The organism is Streptomyces sp. A18, assembly GCF_059026065.1.
This window is the reverse complement of sequence record NZ_JBWLKL010000021.1, coordinates 101,447-119,310: the sequence shown is the minus strand read 5'-3', so window position 1 is coordinate 119,310 and position 17,864 is coordinate 101,447. Positions and strand designations below refer to the sequence as shown.

Sequence of the window (17,864 nt, the reverse complement as noted above, 5' to 3'; positions counted from 1 at the left end):
CATTACTAGGAGAACGTGCATGCCGCAGGACGTCCGGTTCGACCTCCCCTTCACCACCCCCGTCAGCGAGCACCTCGAGTACGCGCGCGAGCGCCACTTGCGGTGGGTCAAGGACATGGGTCTGGTCCGAAGTCAGGCCGGCTTCGAGGAGTACGAGAGTTGGGACCTGCCCCAGGCAGCGATACGCACGTACCCGCACGCGTCCGCCGACGACATGGTCGTCCTGATGAACTGGTTCTCCCTGGCCTTCCTCTTCGACGACCAGTTCGATACCGGGCGCCCCGACCGCGCCGACCGCATCGCGGAGGTCGCCCGCGAGCTCATCGCGACGCCGCTGCGTCCCGCCGGGAGCGAGCCCCGCGTCATCTGCCCCATCACGGTGGCCTGGGCGCAGGTGTGGGGGCAGTTGGCCGACGGCATGTCGCTGGCCTGGCGGACGCGGTTCGCCGCGTCCTGGGGGCGGTTCCTGGTCGCGCACACCGAGGAGGTCGACCTGGCCGCGCGGGGCACCGCCCTCGGACTCGGGGCGTACACGGACTTCCGGCGCCGCACGGTGGGCATCCACCACAGCATCGACGCCGGTGAGCGCAGCCGCCGCTTCGAGGTGCCCGCGCAGGCTCAGGCGCATCCGGTCATGATCGGGCTGCGGGACGCCGCCGCGGACACCATCGGGTTCATGAACGACATTCACTCCTTCGAGCGCGAGAAGCGCCGCGGGGACGGCCACAACCTCATCACCGTGCTGCGGGGCGAGCGCGGCTGCTCATGGGAGGAGGCCGCCGCCGAGGCGATCAGGATGACCACGGAGCGGCTCGGGGACTACCTGGCGTACGAGGCGCGGGTACCCGCCATGTGCGACCAGCTCGGCCTCTCCGAGGGCGAGCGCGACCTGGTGGGGATGGGCGTGGAGGCCGCGCGGCACTGGATCAACGGCAACTACGAGTGGGCGCTGGTCACGGGCCGGTACGCGGCGGTCAAGGACACTCCGGCCGCTGTGGCCGAGGAGCAGGGGCGCGGGTCGCTCGACGACCTGCTCACCGTCTGACGGACTGCGCCCGACGCACGACTGCGTTCGGCCGGAGGGACCGCGTGGCCCCTCCGGCCGACGGGGCTTCACGCCACGGCACTCTGCGCGGCGAACTCGACCGGAAGCCGGTCGAGCCGCGCCTCCCACGTGGAGGCGGTGGAGGTCAGCTCGTCGGGCGCGACCGCGAGGCGCAGCCCGGAGAGCCGGTGCAGCAGGACGTTGACGGCCGTCTCGATGATCCCCTGGCCCAGGCCCTGCCCGGGGCACTCGTGCGCACCGCCGCTGAACGCGAGATGGGCCTGATTGCCGTGCAGGTCGGTCGAGGAGTCCGGCCTGATCTCGGGGTCCAGGTTGCCCGCGGCCAGGCCGGGGACGAGCAGGTCGCCCTCCTTGATCTGCCGGCCTCCGAGCTCCAGGTCGGCCGTGGCGAACCGCCCCGGCAGGACCGCGAGCGGCGGGGTGTTCCACATGACCTCGCCCACCACGGCGGAGATGTTGAGCTGTCCGCTCACCAGTCCTGCCATGTGCGAGGTGTGCGTGAGCACGGACTGCAGGACCCGGGCGAGCAAGTTGCTCGTGGTGGTGTGGGCGGTGATCAGGACCAGGCGCAGATGGTTCAGGATCTCGTCGTCGTCCAGGCCCGCCTGGTGGCCGAGGAGCCCGGTCGTGAAGTCCGCGCCCGGCTCGGCGCGCTTGCGCTCGGCCAGGGCCAGCAGGATCTGCATGATGCGGTCGTTGTGCGCCACGGCGTCCGCGCCGCCCTTGAGCACCTGCGCGCAGGACACCGCGAGCTGCCGCCCCTCCCGCTCGGGCATGCCGAACAGGCGGGTCAGGACCAGCATCGGGAGGTACTCGGCGTACTGCGCGACGAGGTCCGCGCTGCCCTCCTCGGCGAACGCGTCGATCTGCTTGTTGGCGAAGTGCGTGACGTGCCGCTTGATGCCGCGGTCCCCGAGGGCCCGGAGATTGTCCGTGACCGCCCCGCGAAGCCTCCGGTGCGGCTCGCCGTCCTGGGAGACGCAGTCGGGGCGCCAGCCGAGCATCGGGATCAGGGGCGAGCTGTCCTCGACGCGCCCCTCCTTCCAGTCCCGCCAGATCCGCGAGTCACGGGCGAACTGGCGGGGGTTCTCCAGGACCCGCCGGTTCTCGCGGTAGCCGAGGACCAGCCAGGCGGGTACGTCCCCTTCGAGGAGGACGGGTGCCACCGTGCCGTGCTGCTTGCGCAGCCGGTCGTAGATGCCCTGCTGGTCCTTGGCCGTGTGCTCCCCGTACAGGCGGGCGACCCCGTCCGGTCCGCCGTGCCGGACCGGGCAGCCGCCGGAGGCCGGTGTCTCAGGGGTGGTCATCGTGCGGCCTCCAGGGCGGCGGTGGAGCGTTCCTTGAGATGGCGGATCAGGGCGATGAGGACGTCGCGGCTCGACTCACGGTCCCTGGCGTCGCAGGCGACGACCGGTGTGTGCTCGGGGATGTCCAGGGCGTCGCGTATCTCCTCGACGGGGTGGTCCCGCGAGTCCGGGAAGACATTGAGGGCGATGACGAAGGGCACGCCCTGCCGCTCCATCTCCTCGATCGCCCGGAAGCTGGACGCCAGGCGTCGCGTGTCCACCAGGACGACGGCCCCCAGGGCGCCCTTGAACAGGCCGTTCCACAGGAACCAGAAGCGCTCCTGGCCCGGCGTCCCGAACAGGTAGAGGACCAGCTGTTCGTTGAGGCCGATCCGTCCGAAGTCGAGGCTGACGGTGGTCTCGTTCTTGTCGGCGACGCCGATGAGGTGGTCGACGTCGACGCTGGCCTGGGTGAGGGTCTCCTCGGTGGTGAGCGGTTTGATGTCGCTCACGGAGCGGACCATGGTGGTCTTGCCGGTGCCGAAGCCACCGGCGATCATCACCTTGACCGAGCGGCTCTCGGCGGGCAGGGAGCCCGCCGGGGTCGGCTGGTCCGGACGGTCAAAGCCTTTGAAGTCCACTGAGTACCTCCTCAAGGAGCGCGAGGTCCGCCCCGTGGCCGGGTGTGGAAGCCGGAATGGGATCGCGGGCGTCCACCTGGCCCGCTTCCAACAGGTCGGCCACGAGCACCGCGAGAATGTTGAACGGCAGTCCGAGATGGGCGCCGAGCTCGGCCACCGACAGCGGATCGCGGCACCAGCGCACGATTTCCTCGTGCTCGTGCTGCATGCCGGGGGCGGGGGCCGAGCGGGAGACGATGAGGGTCGCCACGTCGAGGCCGGCGGCCGGCCCGCCGGGTCCACTGCGACCGCCGGTGAGCACGTAGTAGCGCTCGAGACCGGACGGGTCCGTGGGCCGTGGGGGGCCGGACCGGTGGGGGCCGCTCATCCAGGCTGCTCCTCCTGCCGCGGAGTGGTGCCCAGGAGCTCACCCATCCTGCGGGACAGGTCCCTCATCTGGTGTCCGAGCAGCCCCTGGTCGAGCCCTTCCTTGGCGAGGACCCCGAGGTACGTCTCGACGCCGGCCCGCACCACGAACAGGTGCCCGCCGTCGACCTCGATCATTGCCAGGCGCAACTGGCCGCCGTACTTGGGGAACTGGTCCGCGACGGGCTGGGCGAGCGCCTGCAGGCCCGCGACCACGGCGGCGAAGCGGTCCACGTCGTCCGGGTCGTCGGCTCCGTACGACGTGATGGCCTTGCCGTCGCTGGACGCGACCAGGGCGAAGCGGATCTCCTGGATGCTCTCGGTCAGGTCGCGGAGCGCCCAGCTCACGTCGGTTTCGTGTTGCGTCATGTGGCTAGTCGCTCTCTTCGGTGCGGGGCTCGTCGGTCTCTCGTCCGGCCGTGGCGAAGGCCGCCATGCCGGTGAAGGACGCGTCCGGCGGCACCACGGGCGGCACAGGGGTGCCCGTCGTGGCTTCCGGCCCGAGGTCGGCCCCCTGTGGGGAATCGGTGCGCTTGCTCCTGCGCCGGGGCAGGCCGCCGGGCGTGATGTCTCCGGCGGCCTCGGCGGCTGCCGCGTCGGCCGTTGTCCGCTCTGCGGCGGGCGCGACGGACGGCTCTGCCCTGGGGGCCGCTTCCACGGCGGATACCTGCGTCCGTGCCTGGGCCGGCACCGTCGCGGAGGCGGCCGGCAGTTGGCTGAAGTACTTGTGCGGTACGACGACGACCACCGAGGTGCCGAGCCAGGGCGAGTCCGCGAAGGTGACCCTGATGCCGTACTTGCGGGCGAGCGTGCCCACGACGCGCAGGCCCAGGTGCGCGTCCTCGGAGAGCCCGCCGATGCCGGGGCCCGCGGCGACGCCGTCGAGCGACTGGAGCGCCTGCTGCTTCTTCTCGTCGGTCAGGCCCTTGCCCGCGTCCTGGATCTCGATGCCGACGCCGTTGGGCACCTCCTTGCCGGACACGACGACCGGCTCGGTGGGCGGCGAGTAGCGTGCCGCGTTGTCCAGCAGGTGGGCGAAGATCAGCGTGAGGTGGTCCACCAGACCGCCGTCGACGCCGAGTTCGGGCAGCTGGCGCAGCTGAACCCGGTCGAAGTCCTTGATGCGGCCGATGCCGCCGCGTACGACGCTGAGCAGGCGCTGCGGCTCCTGCCACTGGCGACCGGGGCGGTCCGTGCCGCCGAGCACGCCGATGCTCGCGGCCAGACAGTCGGCGGGCCCGATCGCCTGGTCGAGCTCCATCAGGCCCTGGGCGACGGCCGGGGTCCTGCCGTGCTCGCCCTGCATCTCGTGCAGCCTGCCGCGGATCTTTCCGGTGAGTACGTGGATGCGGCTGCCGATGCTGATCACGGCCTGCTCGGCGGAGGTGCTGCGGTTGAACTCCTCCTCGACGGCGATCAGAGCGGTCCGCATGACCTTGCGCAGTTCGAGCCTGAACTCCGGTGTGATCTCTGTCTCTTGGTCGAGCGCGAGCGGCAGGACGTCGTCGATGGCCTCTCCGCCGCGCAGGCCGTCGAAGGCCTGGGGCAGGAACTCGTCCGCCAGGCGGGCCACCAGTGCCTGCTGCCGGTCGATGCTCCACTGCCAGGCTTTGGCCTCGTCGACCTGGTGGGTTTCCTGGGCGGCGCGTTCGTCCTCGTACCGCGCCTCAAGGGAGGCGACGTGCTGCTGCCACTGCTGGGAGTGGTTCAGCTGGGCGGTGCGTGCGTCGTCGGTCGCGCGGCGCAGCTCCTGGCGTGCGCGCAGCAGGAGCCGTATGCACGCGGCCGCGGCCGCGGCCGCGGCGAGGCCCGCGACCGCCGTGGGTATTCGGGCCGGATCGGAGCCGACGGCCAGGGTGACGACGCTGCCGACGCCAAGACCGATCGGCAACAGCCACCAGCTGTACCAGGCGGCGGGAGCCCGGGCTGCCGCCGACTGCGGAGTGGCAAGTTCCATCTGCATCCTCAAACCAACGCGATCGAAGAGTGGACAACCCAAACCTTGGGTTCGCACCCATCGCATCTCGGTACCCCCAGGGACGGCGGCACCCCTCGATCACCTACGTGATCCCCCGTACGACAGCGCGAAAGCGCCGCGGTGCGCGACAGACTGATATCGCGTCAACTCGCGGCGCTGGAACGGAGCTTATCTGGTGAGGCATGGTGTTGATCAACCCGGTGGGTCACCGGGCGGAGGCCGTGGGTGATCTTCAGCCAGGGCCGGACGGGGTGGCCGGAACCAGTGGTTCCCTTCTATTCGTCCCATAGACCCCGGTGCCGACGATGCGCCGGAGTCAGTCCCTGGGTGAAGTACTTGTCGTAGTACTCGTTCTCCACGTGGTGGGCCTGCAGCCAGATACCGGGGACGTGGATCGCGTCCGTGTGCGCCGGGAAGCGGCGGTGCGTCCGCAGGATGTACGTGCAGATGTCGCGGGCGCACTCGATCACCCGCTCCTCGTACTCGCTCGCCTCGGCGAGGTAGCGCTGACCGTAGTCCTCCCGGTAGATGCGGCTGAAGACGTCCTTGTCGCCGTAGACGCCGCCGGGGCCGAACTTCTCGCGGATCACCGCGTCCACCGCGTCGGACATCGACGCGAAGGCGGGCGGACACGTCGCGGAGATCAGCTGTTCACCGTCGGGCGCCTTCAGGCCCACCGGGTGCGAGCGCACGTTGGCGTACTTGGGGAGCGGGATGTGCCAGCGCCACACGTCGGCGGGGCGCCAGCGCGGGGTGACGAAGGTGAAGCCGAGCATCCTGCCGTAGGCGCGGGAGAACTTCGGGTCGCCCAGGGCGATTTGAGGGTTGATGGACGCGTGGATCCAGGCACCGAGGCCCATCGCGTCCGCGACCAGCATCAGGTTCTGCAGCAGGTCCGCCTCGATCTGGGTGCGGAGCGGGCCGAGCGCGCCGAGCGGCAGCTTCAGCTTCTCGTTCAGGAAGCCGTTCTTGACCCACTTCTTCACGCCGGCGGGGCGGTAGAAGTTCCGGTCGTCCACCAGCGTGGGCCGCGCCCCGTCCGGCTGGGTGAGCAGGTACATCAGGGCGTTGATGTACTGGTGGGAGAGGTCCACCACCGGGAACAGGATCGTCGTGCCCGGCAGGTTGGACAGGAAGCGGTTCGAGTCCAGGTAGGCGGGGAAGTCCCGCAGGCCCTCCGCCACGTCGAGGCGGTGGTCGAGGACCTTGACCTTGGACTCCCGTGCACGGGCGGTCAGGGTCGCGTCGTCGAAGGGGTCCTCCGGGGCGGGGGGCAGCTTCCTCAGGTAGTACGTGCCGGTGTCGTTGATCAGGAAGAAGTGCGTGCCCTGCGCGTTGTCGGGACTGCCCGCCGTGCGCCCCGCCATCGTCAGGTTCGGCTTCGCCATGATCGGCTTGCCGCCCCGCGGGTCATCGAAGGGGCGGTCGGGCATGGTCAGCCCGGTGCAGCCGGTGAGGGCGATCAGGACCGCCTCCTCCAACTCGGTCAGGGGCTGTGGAGGGTCCTTGGAGACGTAACTCATCGATCCCGCGGGGACGGTGGCGCCGCGGCTCACCCGGTGGGTGCGGCGGCGCCAGACCGTTTCCAGGAGGGGGCGTACGAAGAGGTCGGCGAGCCCGGGGTGGTGTCCGTCCGCCGGACTGCCGGGCCCGCCCTCACTCGCCGGCATCGCTGCCTCCGTCCCGCACCGGCCGCACCTGCCGCCACGGAGCGAACGCGCTCGCGTCACGCGGCAGCAGACCCGAGAGCTCCGGGGCGTGCCGCTGGATCACGGATTTCATGCCGTTCTTCTCGACCCAGTCGATGCCGAGCGGTGTGTAGATCTCGGGGCGGTAGTCGACGGTCAGGAAGCGGTCGCTCTGCAGGCGGCGCGTGGCCATCAGGATGAAGATGCGGAAGGCGGTGTCGCTGAAGCCGAAGCCGGTCGGCGGGTTCTCGGCGAACAGGCCCACCACGGTGTCGATCTCGTCGACCGAGCCGTAGACGTCCTTGAGGCGCGCGACGGTCTCGGGGTCCTGGCTCAGGTCCTCGAAGCGGCTGATGCGCGGCTTGTGCAGGCCCGCGCGGAAGTCGTTGTAGCGCGGCACGCCACGCCTGCGGGTGCGGACGAGGTCGACGACCGACAGGTCGATGATCTCGCCGTCCCGCTCGAAGCGCTGCAGCGCGCGCGGGAAGTTGTTCAGGGTGATGGCGCCGGGGTGGGCGATGCCGAACGAGTAGAGGGTGTCGGCCAGGCCCGTCTTGCGGATGGCGGCCTCCGCCGCGTTGCCCTGGATGTCGCGGAAGCCGAGGGTCTCCAGGCGCTGCCCGAAGCGGTGCTCGCGCATCTCGTAGTCGTCGGGGATCAGCGGGTGCATGCGGTAGACGGTGACGAAGTCCTCGGTGAGGGAGTACGGCGCCGCGTGGTGGTCCGGCAGCGTCTTGGGGATGCCGGTCAGGGAGTGGGCTTCGAGGAGCCACAGGCCGAGCTTGTTGAGCCAGTTGTTCGGCGGGCCCTCCCAGTTGGTGTGCAGGCCGAGGTCGATGGCCTCGGTGGCGAGGATCGCCGGGGTCCACTCCACCGTGTGGATCTTGGCGATGAGGGCGGAGACGACCAGACGTGCCGTGTGGTAGATGCTGTCCTCGCTCATGGCGGGGTATTCGTGGCGCAGCGCGGCGCAGACCGCGTTGTGCTCGCGGGCGAAGAGCGTGTGCATCGCGCTGAGGCCGAGCCACCAGCTCTCGTTGAAGCCGGTGAGCGGGATGCCGTTCTGGCCGACGGGCAGGTGACCCTCCTCCAGACGGAGGTCGGCGCTGCCGTCGGGCTCGCGCAGGAACCGCGCGGTCTGCTCGTCCGCGCCGTACACCTCGGAGCCGTCCCACCAGTGGGACGCGGTGTTGGCGAAGAGGATCGGGGGCTGGTTGCCGGGCTGCTGGATGCCTTCGTCCTCGGCGAAGCGCATCACGCTCTCGGGCGGCCCGCCGGGGGTGTTGTGCCAGGTGCTGCCGGGCGGCAGCGGGACCTCGACGGCCTTGGTGCCGACCGGGTAGCGGCGGTGGTTGACCCAGTCGTGGACCTGGAACTGGATCCAGGACGCGGCCAGGATGTTGAGTGTGGTCGCCGGCACGAAGGTGTCACGCTGCAGGAGCGTGCGGCTGACGGTGACCGGGTTCGGGGTGTCGAAGAGATCGGGCCGGTAGTCCGGCTCGAGGTTGCGTCCGAAGGCCGTGCCGACGGCTCCCATGGAGGGCGCGGAGAGGTCGTTGTACGTCCCGTCGTACGACCGGGCGGTGCGCAGCCGCTCGTCGACCGGCACCGGCACGGGGCCGGCCTTCGGCGGTGCCTCGTGGACGTCGGTGTCGATGAGGTTGAGCTTACGCAGCGCCTTGCGCAGGAAGACCAGGTTCAGCAGGCTCGCCTCCAACGGCAGCCTGTGCCACGGCACATAGCGGTTGAGCGCGCCGAAGAACCGGCCGACGGGGACGCCGAGCAGCGTGTTGCGCAGCGGCTCCTCGGTGCTGAAGCGCAGGCCCTTGCGGTGGGCGGCGCTCGCTTCGTACGCGGCCTTGCGGGCGCGGTTGAGATTGCCGAGGGGGCGGAACGCGTCCGTCGTGTACCAGGGGTTGAAGGCGAGCTCCTCGACCCGCCCGGCCGCCGCCTGCGCCTCGGTGGTGGTCAGGTCCTGGCGTGGCACGGTGAGGCGACCGACGGGCACCGGTGGCGTGATGGCGTCCTGCCACTCCACGGAGCCGTCCTCGATGGGCGTGCGCTCCTCGTCCACGTACCGCTGCACGCACAGGTCGAAGGCGACGTCCGACGTGACGAGGCGGTGCGCGAGTTCGCGGTGGAGGAAGCCGGGGTCGCGACGCTCGGGCTTCGGTTCGGGGGCGCTGCCCACGACGGGGCGCAGGAGGTAGCGGACGGGGCCCGCCTCGCCCCAGAGGATGGCGCCACGGCTCCAGTAGGTCTCCCTGGCAAGGCTGTTGACGGTGTGTCGGGTGGCGGCCTGGATGTTGCGCCGCATCCGGGTGGCGGTGGACAGACCGACGGCCAGCGGAAGCTTCACGAGCAGGCCGAAGGCCTTCTGCACGGTGGTGTTCGCGCCCGCCATGGCCTTGGCGAAGGCGACGAACTCGCGGGCGTCGCGGGCGTGCGACACCGGGAAGTTGGTGGCGAGCAGGTCGTGGCTCTCCTCCGCCGACACGCTCACGCGCACGGCGATGCCGCGCAGATCGGCCGCGGCGTCGGGCTGCCGGGTGCCGCTCGCGTTGGAGAGCCGCACGGTCGCCGGGTACTCGGCGCCGGGCCTGACGAATCCGCTGCGCAGGGCCTCGGGGATGTCGTCGTGGAAGGTGAGGCGGGCGTTCTCCACGCCGAGCGCGGGTTTCGCGTGCTGGGTGCGCGCGAGCGAACCGGCGCCCGATGTGCGCCGGTTCTTCGCCTGGACCTTCATCAGTTCGCGGGCCAGGCGCTCGAAGAGACGGCGCTCCGCCTCGGGGCTGCCGCCCACGTATCGCTCGTAGGTCTGCTCGTACTGTCCGGTGTCGGCCATCAGGCGCTTCCTTCGCACGCAGGCGTACGGGACGGGGGGCGGGCCCTGTCTGACGGCAGGGGCCGGGCCCTGTCTGACGACAGGGCCTAGGACGCTACTGGCGGCACCGGACCGCCGCAGCGCGCGTTCCCGCCTATGTGCGGGGCGCGGCCTTGTCCTCGAACAGGCAGGCGGGCAGCGGCATTTGGGCCCGTCGGGCGGCCCGAGGCGCCGTGCGGCGCGGTGCGAGTGATCGTCCGGAGGCCCCTCTGGGGTCTCCCGTCACAGCAACCCCAGGAGCGGAGCGCGCCGATGGCCGGTCCGTGACGGGGCGATGCGGGGCGGGGCGGGGCGTGACGGGGCAGGGCGGGGTGACTCCAGGTCGAGCCTGCCGCTACTCGATGAACGCTCCGTCGACGTAGACCCAGGCCCCGTCCAGCCGCTCGAACCGGCTCCGCTCGTGCAGGGCCTCCTTGCGGCCCCCGTCGGTGTAGCGGGCCCGGAACTCGACCGTGCCGGTGGTGTGGAACGCGGTGCCGTCCGCCGTGTCCAGGATCTCCAGGCCGGCCCAGCGCAGCCCCGGGTCGAACTCCACGCGCGGCGGCCTGGTGCGCGGGTGCCAGGTGCGCAGGAGATAGGCCTCGTCCTTGACGGCGAAGGCGCAGTAGCGGGAGCGCATCAGCTCCTCGGGCACGGCGGCCACGGCCTCACCCCGGTGCAACCGCCCGCAGCACTTGTCGTACGGCTCGGGGTGGCCGCAGGGGCAGGTGGGCTGAGGGCGGGTGGCGCGTCGGGACATGCGGACCATTGTCCCCGACGCGGGGAAGCGCGCCGCAGGGGAGCCCGCCATGGGGCCCGCTACGGGGCGAGAATGTCCAGCTCGTGGAGCGCCCCCACCGCAATCTCCCGGGTGAGCGACTCCGCCCGCCCCGCATCACCTTCGCGCACCGCCTCCGCAAGGCGAACATGCAGGGTGACGGCCGCCGGGTCCGGGTCCTCGAACATGACCTGGTGGTGGGTGCGGCCCGCGAGCACCTCCGCGACGACGTCACCGAGGCGCGCGAACATCTCGTTGCCCGACGCGTTCAGGACGATGCGGTGGAAGTTGATGTCGTGGAAGAGGTAGCCCTCCAGCTGCTGGCCCCGTGAGGTGGCGACCATGCCGAGGGCGCACTCGGTGAGGGCAGCGCACTGCTCGGGGGTGGCGTGCTGGGCGGCGAGCCCGGCGGCGGCCGGTTCGATCGCCGAGCGCAGGACCGTGAGCGAGCGCAGCTGGCGCGGCCGGTCGGCGCCGGCCAGACGCCACCGGATGACCTGAGGGTCGTAGACGTTCCACTCCTCGGTGGGCCGCACCGTCACGCCGACCCGACGCCGGGACTCGACGAGGTGCATCGACTCCAGGACCCGCACCGCTTCCCGTACGACGGAACGTGACACCTCGAAGCGCTGGGCCAGCTCGTCCGTGCGCAGCACGCTGCCCGGCGGGTACTCGCCGCCGGTGATGGCGGGCCCGAGGCTTTCCAGTACGCGAGCGTGCAGCCCACGGGCCTGATCGGTCATGTCGTCAGGGTATGTGGGGACCCTCGGGAACAAAAAGTCAGACTTTTGCGTCACAGGCTCTTGAATTCATCAGACCTAATGGGTTTCAGTGACGTGAACGAGCCACGGGTCTCCCCCGTCCCGTGGCTCGTTCCGGACCGATGGCTCGTTTCGGACCGATGTCGAAGAAGACAGCGAGGCAGGACAGCGATGAGCACCCCCCACGTCGTCGTGGTCATGGGCGTGGCAGGAACCGGCAAGACAACGATCGGTCCCCTGCTCGCCGCACAGCTCGGCGTTCCCTACGCCGAGGGCGACGACTTCCACCCCCCGGCGAACATCGCCAAGATGTCGGCCGGGACTCCGCTGACCGACGACGACCGCTGGCCGTGGCTCGATGCCATCGGCGCCTGGGCCCACGGCAGGGCCGGGCTCGGCGGTGTGGTCAGCAGTTCGGCGCTCAAGCGCAGCTATCGCGATCGGCTGAGGGCCGAGGCCCCCGGCGTCGTCTTCGTGCATCTCACCGGTGACCGGGCCCTCATCGAGGACCGCATGTCCCACCGGCAGGGCCACTTCATGCCGACGGCCCTGCTCGACTCGCAGTTCGCCGCGCTGCAGCCGCTCGGCGCGGACGAGGCGGGCGTCGCGGTCGACGTCACCGGCAGTCCGGAAGAGATCAGCGAGCGCGCCTTCGAGGCTCTGGGCGCGCTCGACCAGTAGTTCCCCGTAGGCCCCGTCCCCGCACCCCCTCCCCTGACGTACAAGGAAGCCACCGTGACCAGTCTCAGCGTTGAGATGCTGGCAGCGGACGCCGCCGAGCCGATCACCTCCGCTGGCCATGCCCAGCTGGGTATCGCCGTCCTCGCGGGCATCGCCGTCATCGTCCTGCTCATCACGAAGTTCAAGCTGCACGCGTTCCTGGCCCTGACCATCGGCTCGCTCGCCCTCGGCGCCTTCGCGGGCGCCCCGCTCGACAAGGCGATCGCCAGTTTCACCGAGGGTCTCGGCTCGACGGTCGCGGGCGTGGGTGTGCTGATCGCGCTCGGCGCGATCCTCGGCAAGCTGCTCGCCGACTCCGGCGGCGCGGACCAGATCGTCGACACGATCCTCGCCAAGGCGGGCGGGCGTTCGATGCCGTGGGCGATGGTCCTGATCGCCTCGGTGATCGGGCTTCCGCTCTTCTTCGAGGTCGGCATCGTGCTGCTGATCCCGGTCGTCCTGATGGTCGCCAAGCGCGGCAACTACTCGCTGATGCGGATCGGCATCCCGGCCCTGGCCGGTCTGTCCGTGATGCACGGCCTCATCCCGCCGCACCCCGGTCCGCTGGTCGCCATCGACGCGGTCGACGCGAACCTGGGCATCACACTGGCGCTCGGCGTGCTCGTCGCCATCCCGACGGTGATCATCGCGGGGCCCGTCTTCTCGAAGTACGCGGCGAAGTGGGTGGATGTCCCCGCCCCCGAGAAGATGATGCCGCAGCGTCCTTCGGAGGACCTGGAGAAGCGTCCCGGGTTCGGTGTCACGGTCGCGACCGTGCTGCTGCCCGTCGTGATGATGCTGGCCAAGGCGCTGGTCGACATCATCGTCGACAACCCCGAGCACACGGTGCAGCGGGTCTTCGACGTCGTTGGTTCGCCGCTGATCGCGCTGCTCGCCGCGGTGATCGTGGGCATGTTCACGCTGGGCCGTGCGGCCGGCTTCACCAAGGGCCGGCTTTCGACCACCGTCGAGAAGTCGCTCGCGCCGATCGCCGGTGTGCTGATGATCGTCGGTGCGGGCGGCGGCTTCAAGCAGACCCTCATCGCCTCCGGTGTCGGCGAGATGGTCCTCGACATCTCCAAGGACTGGTCGATTCCGGCGCTGCTGCTCGCGTGGCTGATCGCCGTGGTGATCCGGCTCGCCACGGGGTCGGCGACGGTGGCCACCATCTCGGCGGCGGGGCTCGTGGCTCCGCTGGCCGCGGACATGTCCGACTCGCACACGGCGCTGCTCGTGCTGGCCATCGGAGCGGGTTCGCTCTTCTTCTCGCACGTGAACGACGCGGGGTTCTGGCTGGTGAAGGAGTACTTCGGGATGAGCGTCGGGCAGACGATCAAGACCTGGTCGGTCATGGAGACGATCATCTCCGTGGTCGCGGGTGGGTTCGTGCTGCTGCTGTCGCTTGTGATTTAGCGGGGGTCAGAGGGGGTTTCCTCAGAGCGGGTTTCCTCTCCCCGATCCCGCCCCTTCCCGAAACCAGGGCTCCGCCCCCAGGACCCCCGTACGAGATGTCCTCAAACGCCGGACGGGCCGGAACTTCCGGCCCGTCCGGCGTTTGCCCTTATTTCCGCCACAGCGAATGCTTCCGCTCCGCCCACCCCGGGTCCACCGACCCGGTCCGCATCCCCCGCCGCGCCTCGGGATCCGCCCACGCCATCCCCACATGCCCGGCGATCACCACACCCAGCGCCAGCGCCAGCCAGTCGTGGACGAACGTGCTTCCCGTGCGCCACGCGAGTGGGGCGAGATCCGTGAACCACATCAGCAGGCCCGTGCCCAGCATCACCAGGACCGCTCCGGCGAGCCAGCCCGCGTACAGCTTCTGGCCCGCGTTGAACTTTCCCGCCTCTCGGCGTGCGGCGCCCCGTCGCAGCCAGGCCCTGTCCTGCGGGGCGAAGCGGTTCAAGAGGCGCAGGTCGGCGCGGAAGGCGCGGGAGGCCAGGCCCGCCATGAACGGCGCCGGGAGCAGCAGGCCCGACCATTCGTGGACCGTCACCACCAGCGCGCGGCGGCCCACCAGCTCCGCGAGCTGAGGGACGTAAAGGCAGGCTGCCGTCCCGACGCACACGCCCATCAGGAGCGCCGTGACCCGGTGCACCCACCGCTGCGCCGGGCTGAACCTTCTTACCCGCGTGGCCACTTCAGGCCGTGGGCTCGTCGTCCCGGCCATTCGAATCACCCACCCACGCGTCGACGTCGTAGCCCCGCTTCTCCCAGTACCCCGGCTCCACCTCGTCCGTGAGCGTGATCCCGGAGAGCCACTTCGCCGACTTGTAGAAGTACATGGGGGCGACATAGAGGCGGGCCGGGCCGCCGTGGCTGTGGCCCAGGTCCTTGTCCTGCATGCGCAGGGCCACCAGGACATCCGCCCGCCTCGCCTGCTTCAGCGTCAGGCTCTCGCTGTACGTCCCGTCGAAGCACGTGAAGCGGACCGCGCGGGCCCTGGGGCTCACCCCTGCCGCGTCCAGGAGCCGGGAGAGGCGTACGCCCTCGAAGGGCGTGCCCGGCACCCGCCAGCCCGTCACGCACTGGACGTCACGCACCAGCCGGGTCTGCGGCAGGGCGCGCAGCTCGGCGAGGGAGTACGTGGACGGGCGGTCCACAAGGCCTTCGATCTTCAGGCGGTACGTCGACGCGCTCTTGCGCGGGACGGACGCGGCCACCGAGTAGTAGCGGAAGCCGCCGCCGTTCGGGAGCAGTTGGGTCAGGCCCGTGGGGTCCTTGTCGGACGCGGCGCCCAGGAAGGACTCCAGGCCCCGCTGGAGCGGCTGCGCGGCGGCCACGCCCAGGGTGCCCAGGCCGAGCATGCCGAGGACGATACGGCGGCCGACCGGCGCGCCGGTGCCGGTGTCCTCTTCGGGCGGACGCTGCTGGGGAGTTGTCACCCTTCGATTCGAGCACCCGCGGCCCCCGGGGTACAGGGGCCGCGGGTGTCCGTCAGCGTTCCGTCACATCCGCGGGCCGTTACTCGCCCGGAGACTCCGCCGCCTTCTCCAGCTGGAACGCCTCGTTGCCCAGGCCGATCCGCGCGTGCGCCTCCGGCCTGGTCGAGCGCAGGACCGCGCCGTAGATCACGCCGATCACGGCGGCGAGCAGGATGATGCCGGGCAGCACCCAGCTGAGCGCCGAGTCGGGGCCCGCGCCGACCAGGACGTCGAAGTCCTTGATGGTGTAGCCCGCGATGACGAGCAGGCCGGCCCCGGCGAGTGCGGACGCGGTGATGCGCCAGGCCTGGGCGCGCGCGGCGCCACGGCGTACGAAGAAGACGATGACCGCGACGGACGCCGTGGCCATCAGGAGGATGACGCCCAGGGCGCCGATGTTGCCGAGCCAGGTGAACAGGTGCAGGACCGGCGCGGTCGGGTCGCCGAACTTCCCGTCGTCGGTCACCGCGAAGGCGACCACGATGAGGACGGAGATGACCGTCTGGAGCAGGGAGCCGGTGCCGGGAGCGCCGGTCGCGGTGTTCGTCTTCCCGAACTTGGCGGGCAGCAGACCCTCGCGGCCCATGGCGAAGGCGTACCGCGCGACCACGTTGTGGAAGGAGAGGATCGCCGCGAACATGCCGGTCACGAACAGGACATGGAGTACGTCGGTGAAGGTGCCGCCGAGCCGGGACTCGGTGAGCCCGAAGAGCAGACCGGCGCTCTGTTCCTGTGCGGCCGGGACGATGCCGGAGGGACCCGCGGCGATCGAGAGCGCCCAGGAGCTGATCGCGAAGAAGATCGCGACGAAGCCCACCGCGAAGAACATCACGCGGGCGACGACGACCTGCGGACGGCTGGTCTCCTCCGCGTACACGGGAGCCTGCTCGAATCCGGTGAAGGCCGCGATGCAGAAGCAGAGAGAGGTGGCCATGCCCGCGCCCGTCAGGGTCTCCGGGTTGAACGCGTGCAGGGACAGGCCCTCCTTGGCCGGGTCCGCGATGGCCGCGATGTCGAAGATGACGACGAGCGCCACCTCGATGAGCAGCAGCACGCCGAGCACGCGCGCGTTCAGGTCGATCTTCAGCCAGGCGAGCACGGCGACGATCGCCACCGTGACGAGTGCCGGTATCCACCAGGCGACTTCGACGTCGAAGTAGGTGTTCAGGAGTCCGGAGACCTCGAAGCCGAGGAGGCCGTAGAGGCCCGCCTGCAGGGCGCTGTAGGCGACGAGCGCGACCAGCGAGGCGCCCGCGCCCGCGGTGCCGCCGAGCCCCCTGGATATGTACGCGTAGAAGGCGCCCGCGTTGTGGACGTGGCGGCTCATCTCGGCGTAGCCGAAGCTGAAGAGGCCGAGGACCACGCCGAGGATGAGGAAGAGCAGCGGCTGTCCGACGATGCCCATCACGCCGTACGTGGTGGGCATGACGCCCGCGACGACCATGAGCGGTCCGGTCGCCGCGAGCACGGACAGGAGGAGACCCGCCGTGCCGAGCCGGCCGGCGCGCAGTGCCGTCTCCTGACCCTTGTACGTGCTGATCCCGCTGCCGTCGGTGGCGCTCCCGGCGGCTCTGCCCGCGGTTCTCGTGTCGCTCGTGCTGCTCGAACTGCCCGTCGCCATGGCGCGGTTGTCCTTTCGGGTGGGCCTGTTGATGCGGTGGGTCAAGCGGAGCCGAGCGCGGCGTTGCGCGCGGCGGTGAACGCCTTGTACGGGTCCCGGTCGGGGTAGGACCAGGGTGCTCGGGTCGCGTGCCGCCCGATGCGGTGGAAGAGGGCGGCCGCCTCGGCCGCCCTGCCCTCGCAGAACTTGGCGTGGGCGAGGAAGTTGAGGTCGACGCGGCAGCGCGGGTGGTCGTCACGCTCCCACTCCAGCCACCAGTCGAAGGCCGCCTTCATGACCTGGCGGGCCCTGCGACTTGACCAGTGCTCGGAGGCCGCCGGGTTCGCGGGCTCGCTGCCCGCGGTGGCGAGGACGCGGTAGCGCTCGGCGTGCGCGATGACGGGCAGGACCGCCAACGGCGAGTCCGCGGGCGCCTGTTCGGCCGCCCAGGCGGCGAAGTCGTACACCTCGTGCAGCGGGTCCTGGCCCGCCGCGGGGCGCCGCTCGGCGAGCCTGGCCACCATCAGGTGGTGGGCGTGGTGGTGCTCGGGGTGCCGGTGGCGGACCTCGTCGAAGAGCCGTACGACGTCCTCCTCGCGGCCCAGGGAACGCTCCAGGGTGAGCAGCGCGAGCCACGGCGTGGGGTCGGCGGGCAGCATCGCGGCCACTTCGCGACAGGCGTCCCGTGCGCTGTCCGAGCGCCCCTTGCCGCGCAGCGCGAGGTGCACGGAGGCATAGGCGAGCAGCACGACGGCGTCGGTGCTCTCCGGCTCGGCGATCCGCCAGTCACGGGCCCACGCGGTGGTGGTGTGCTCCTGGGCGAGTACGTCGAACCGGTGGCCCCTGCGGTCCCAGTCGTCGCCGGTGTCGGCGAGCAGCGCCCGGACCTCGGTCCAGCGGCCTTGGGCCAGAGCGCTACGTGCGTCAGCGAGTCGGGTGTCGTCGAGCGCGGAGTCGAAGGCGTAGGCCGCTCGCTTGCGGGAACGGCCCAAGGGGGGTGGGGGTGGTGACACCGCGGGACTTCCTCCCCGGCGCGGCTCGCGTGCGGATGATCACGCACAGCAAAGCGGTAGGCAGCGCTCCAGTCAAGGTCTGCCCCCTCCGAGGGCCTTCACCAACTCGTTTCAGAATCCGCAGACTTCACCCTCGACCTG

Annotated in this window: 16 protein-coding genes; 3 read left to right on the top strand and 13 right to left on the bottom strand. The window is 70.7% G+C overall.

Going from position 1 to position 17,864, the window contains the following annotated elements; all coding sequences use genetic code 11:
* Window positions 1-19: 19 nt before the first annotated feature.
* Window positions 20-1,045 (top strand): 7-epi-alpha-eudesmol synthase, encoded by a 1,026-nt coding sequence (locus AC5P1C_RS27925; protein WP_493868699.1) that lies wholly within the window; start codon window positions 20-22, stop codon window positions 1,043-1,045.
* A gap of 68 nt (window positions 1,046-1,113) precedes the next feature.
* On the opposite strand, the gene AC5P1C_RS27920 is transcribed toward AC5P1C_RS27925, so the two are convergent.
* The 9 genes from AC5P1C_RS27920 to AC5P1C_RS27880 all read right to left on the bottom strand — a co-directional run bounded on the left by AC5P1C_RS27920 (window position 1,114) and on the right by AC5P1C_RS27880 (window position 11,448).
* Complete coding sequence (locus tag AC5P1C_RS27920; RefSeq protein ID WP_493868698.1) at window positions 1,114-2,373, bottom strand: cytochrome P450; 1,260 nt, start codon at window positions 2,371-2,373, stop codon at window positions 1,114-1,116.
* Complete coding sequence (locus AC5P1C_RS27915; protein ID WP_493868697.1) at window positions 2,370-2,993, bottom strand: GTP-binding protein; 624 nt, start codon at window positions 2,991-2,993, stop codon at window positions 2,370-2,372. Before AC5P1C_RS27915 ends, AC5P1C_RS27920 begins: the two co-directional genes overlap by 4 nt.
* On the bottom strand, window positions 2,974-3,360 hold the full coding sequence (locus tag AC5P1C_RS27910; protein ID WP_493868696.1) for a DUF742 domain-containing protein: 387 nt from the start codon (window positions 3,358-3,360) through the stop codon (window positions 2,974-2,976). Before AC5P1C_RS27910 ends, AC5P1C_RS27915 begins: the two co-directional genes overlap by 20 nt.
* On the bottom strand, window positions 3,357-3,767 hold the full coding sequence (locus AC5P1C_RS27905) for a roadblock/LC7 domain-containing protein (RefSeq protein ID WP_363274930.1): 411 nt from the start codon (window positions 3,765-3,767) through the stop codon (window positions 3,357-3,359). Before AC5P1C_RS27905 ends, AC5P1C_RS27910 begins: the two co-directional genes overlap by 4 nt.
* A 4-nt stretch (window positions 3,768-3,771) precedes the next feature.
* Window positions 3,772-5,355, bottom strand: coding sequence for a sensor histidine kinase (locus AC5P1C_RS27900; RefSeq protein WP_493868695.1), 1,584 nt, complete (start codon window positions 5,353-5,355; stop codon window positions 3,772-3,774).
* Between the two features lie 296 nt (window positions 5,356-5,651).
* Window positions 5,652-7,046 carry a hypothetical protein gene (locus tag AC5P1C_RS27895; protein WP_493868694.1) on the bottom strand — a complete coding sequence of 465 codons (1,395 nt, stop codon included), beginning with the start codon at window positions 7,044-7,046 and terminating at the stop codon, window positions 5,652-5,654.
* Complete coding sequence (locus AC5P1C_RS27890) at window positions 7,033-9,909, bottom strand: peroxidase family protein (protein ID WP_493868693.1); 2,877 nt, start codon at window positions 9,907-9,909, stop codon at window positions 7,033-7,035. Before AC5P1C_RS27890 ends, AC5P1C_RS27895 begins: the two co-directional genes overlap by 14 nt.
* 373 nt (window positions 9,910-10,282) lie before the next feature.
* Complete coding sequence (locus AC5P1C_RS27885; protein WP_493868692.1) at window positions 10,283-10,687, bottom strand: YchJ family protein; 405 nt, start codon at window positions 10,685-10,687, stop codon at window positions 10,283-10,285.
* 59 nt (window positions 10,688-10,746) lie between these two features.
* Window positions 10,747-11,448 carry a FadR/GntR family transcriptional regulator gene (locus tag AC5P1C_RS27880; protein ID WP_493868691.1) on the bottom strand — a complete coding sequence of 234 codons (702 nt, stop codon included), beginning with the start codon at window positions 11,446-11,448 and terminating at the stop codon, window positions 10,747-10,749.
* A 189-nt stretch (window positions 11,449-11,637) separates the two neighbouring features.
* Between AC5P1C_RS27880 and AC5P1C_RS27875 the strand changes: the two genes are divergently transcribed.
* Together AC5P1C_RS27875 and AC5P1C_RS27870 are read left to right on the top strand one after the other, a co-directional pair.
* Entirely contained in the window at window positions 11,638-12,147 is a 510-nt protein-coding gene (locus AC5P1C_RS27875) for a gluconokinase (RefSeq protein ID WP_493868690.1), read from the top strand.
* Between the two features lie 54 nt (window positions 12,148-12,201).
* Window positions 12,202-13,599: a GntT/GntP/DsdX family permease gene (locus tag AC5P1C_RS27870; protein ID WP_493868689.1), complete on the top strand. Its 1,398-nt coding sequence runs from the start codon at window positions 12,202-12,204 to the stop codon at window positions 13,597-13,599.
* A 148-nt stretch (window positions 13,600-13,747) separates the two neighbouring features.
* Here AC5P1C_RS27870 and AC5P1C_RS27865 read toward each other — a convergent pair whose 3' ends face one another.
* The 4 genes from AC5P1C_RS27865 to AC5P1C_RS27850 all read right to left on the bottom strand — a co-directional run bounded on the left by AC5P1C_RS27865 (window position 13,748) and on the right by AC5P1C_RS27850 (window position 17,723).
* The gene (locus AC5P1C_RS27865; protein ID WP_493868688.1) at window positions 13,748-14,356 is read right to left on the bottom strand and encodes a cytochrome b/b6 domain-containing protein; all 609 of its coding nucleotides are present in this window, start codon (window positions 14,354-14,356) and stop codon (window positions 13,748-13,750) included.
* Window positions 14,328-14,993, bottom strand: a complete 666-nt coding sequence (locus AC5P1C_RS27860) for a molybdopterin-dependent oxidoreductase (protein WP_493868724.1) — start codon at window positions 14,991-14,993, stop codon at window positions 14,328-14,330. The genes AC5P1C_RS27865 and AC5P1C_RS27860 overlap by 29 nt, the downstream gene beginning before the upstream one ends.
* 157 nt (window positions 14,994-15,150) lie before the next feature.
* Entirely contained in the window at window positions 15,151-16,731 is a 1,581-nt protein-coding gene (locus AC5P1C_RS27855; RefSeq protein ID WP_493868687.1) for an APC family permease, read from the bottom strand.
* Between the two features lie 41 nt (window positions 16,732-16,772).
* Window positions 16,773-17,723 carry a hypothetical protein gene (locus tag AC5P1C_RS27850; protein ID WP_493868686.1) on the bottom strand — a complete coding sequence of 317 codons (951 nt, stop codon included), beginning with the start codon at window positions 17,721-17,723 and terminating at the stop codon, window positions 16,773-16,775.
* Window positions 17,724-17,864 lie beyond the last annotated feature (141 nt).

Coding starts and splice junctions, on each gene's coding strand:
- AC5P1C_RS27880 (WP_493868691.1), bottom strand. CDS start 11,448: ATGACCGATCAGGCCCGTGGGCTGCACGCTCGCGTACTGGAAAGCCTC.
- AC5P1C_RS27920 (WP_493868698.1), bottom strand. CDS start 2,373: ATGACCACCCCTGAGACACCGGCCTCCGGCGGCTGCCCGGTCCGGCAC.
- AC5P1C_RS27905 (WP_363274930.1), bottom strand. CDS start 3,767: ATGACGCAACACGAAACCGACGTGAGCTGGGCGCTCCGCGACCTGACC.
- AC5P1C_RS27860 (WP_493868724.1), bottom strand. CDS start 14,993: ATGCTCGGCCTGGGCACCCTGGGCGTGGCCGCCGCGCAGCCGCTCCAG.
- AC5P1C_RS27900 (WP_493868695.1), bottom strand. CDS start 5,355: ATGGAACTTGCCACTCCGCAGTCGGCGGCAGCCCGGGCTCCCGCCGCC.
- AC5P1C_RS27855 (WP_493868687.1), bottom strand. CDS start 16,731: ATGGCGACGGGCAGTTCGAGCAGCACGAGCGACACGAGAACCGCGGGC.
- AC5P1C_RS27895 (WP_493868694.1), bottom strand. CDS start 7,046: ATGCCGGCGAGTGAGGGCGGGCCCGGCAGTCCGGCGGACGGACACCAC.
- AC5P1C_RS27890 (WP_493868693.1), bottom strand. CDS start 9,909: ATGGCCGACACCGGACAGTACGAGCAGACCTACGAGCGATACGTGGGC.
- AC5P1C_RS27925 (WP_493868699.1), top strand. CDS start 20: ATGCCGCAGGACGTCCGGTTCGACCTCCCCTTCACCACCCCCGTCAGC.
- AC5P1C_RS27885 (WP_493868692.1), bottom strand. CDS start 10,687: ATGTCCCGACGCGCCACCCGCCCTCAGCCCACCTGCCCCTGCGGCCAC.
- AC5P1C_RS27875 (WP_493868690.1), top strand. CDS start 11,638: ATGAGCACCCCCCACGTCGTCGTGGTCATGGGCGTGGCAGGAACCGGC.
- AC5P1C_RS27910 (WP_493868696.1), bottom strand. CDS start 3,360: ATGAGCGGCCCCCACCGGTCCGGCCCCCCACGGCCCACGGACCCGTCC.
- AC5P1C_RS27865 (WP_493868688.1), bottom strand. CDS start 14,356: ATGGCCGGGACGACGAGCCCACGGCCTGAAGTGGCCACGCGGGTAAGA.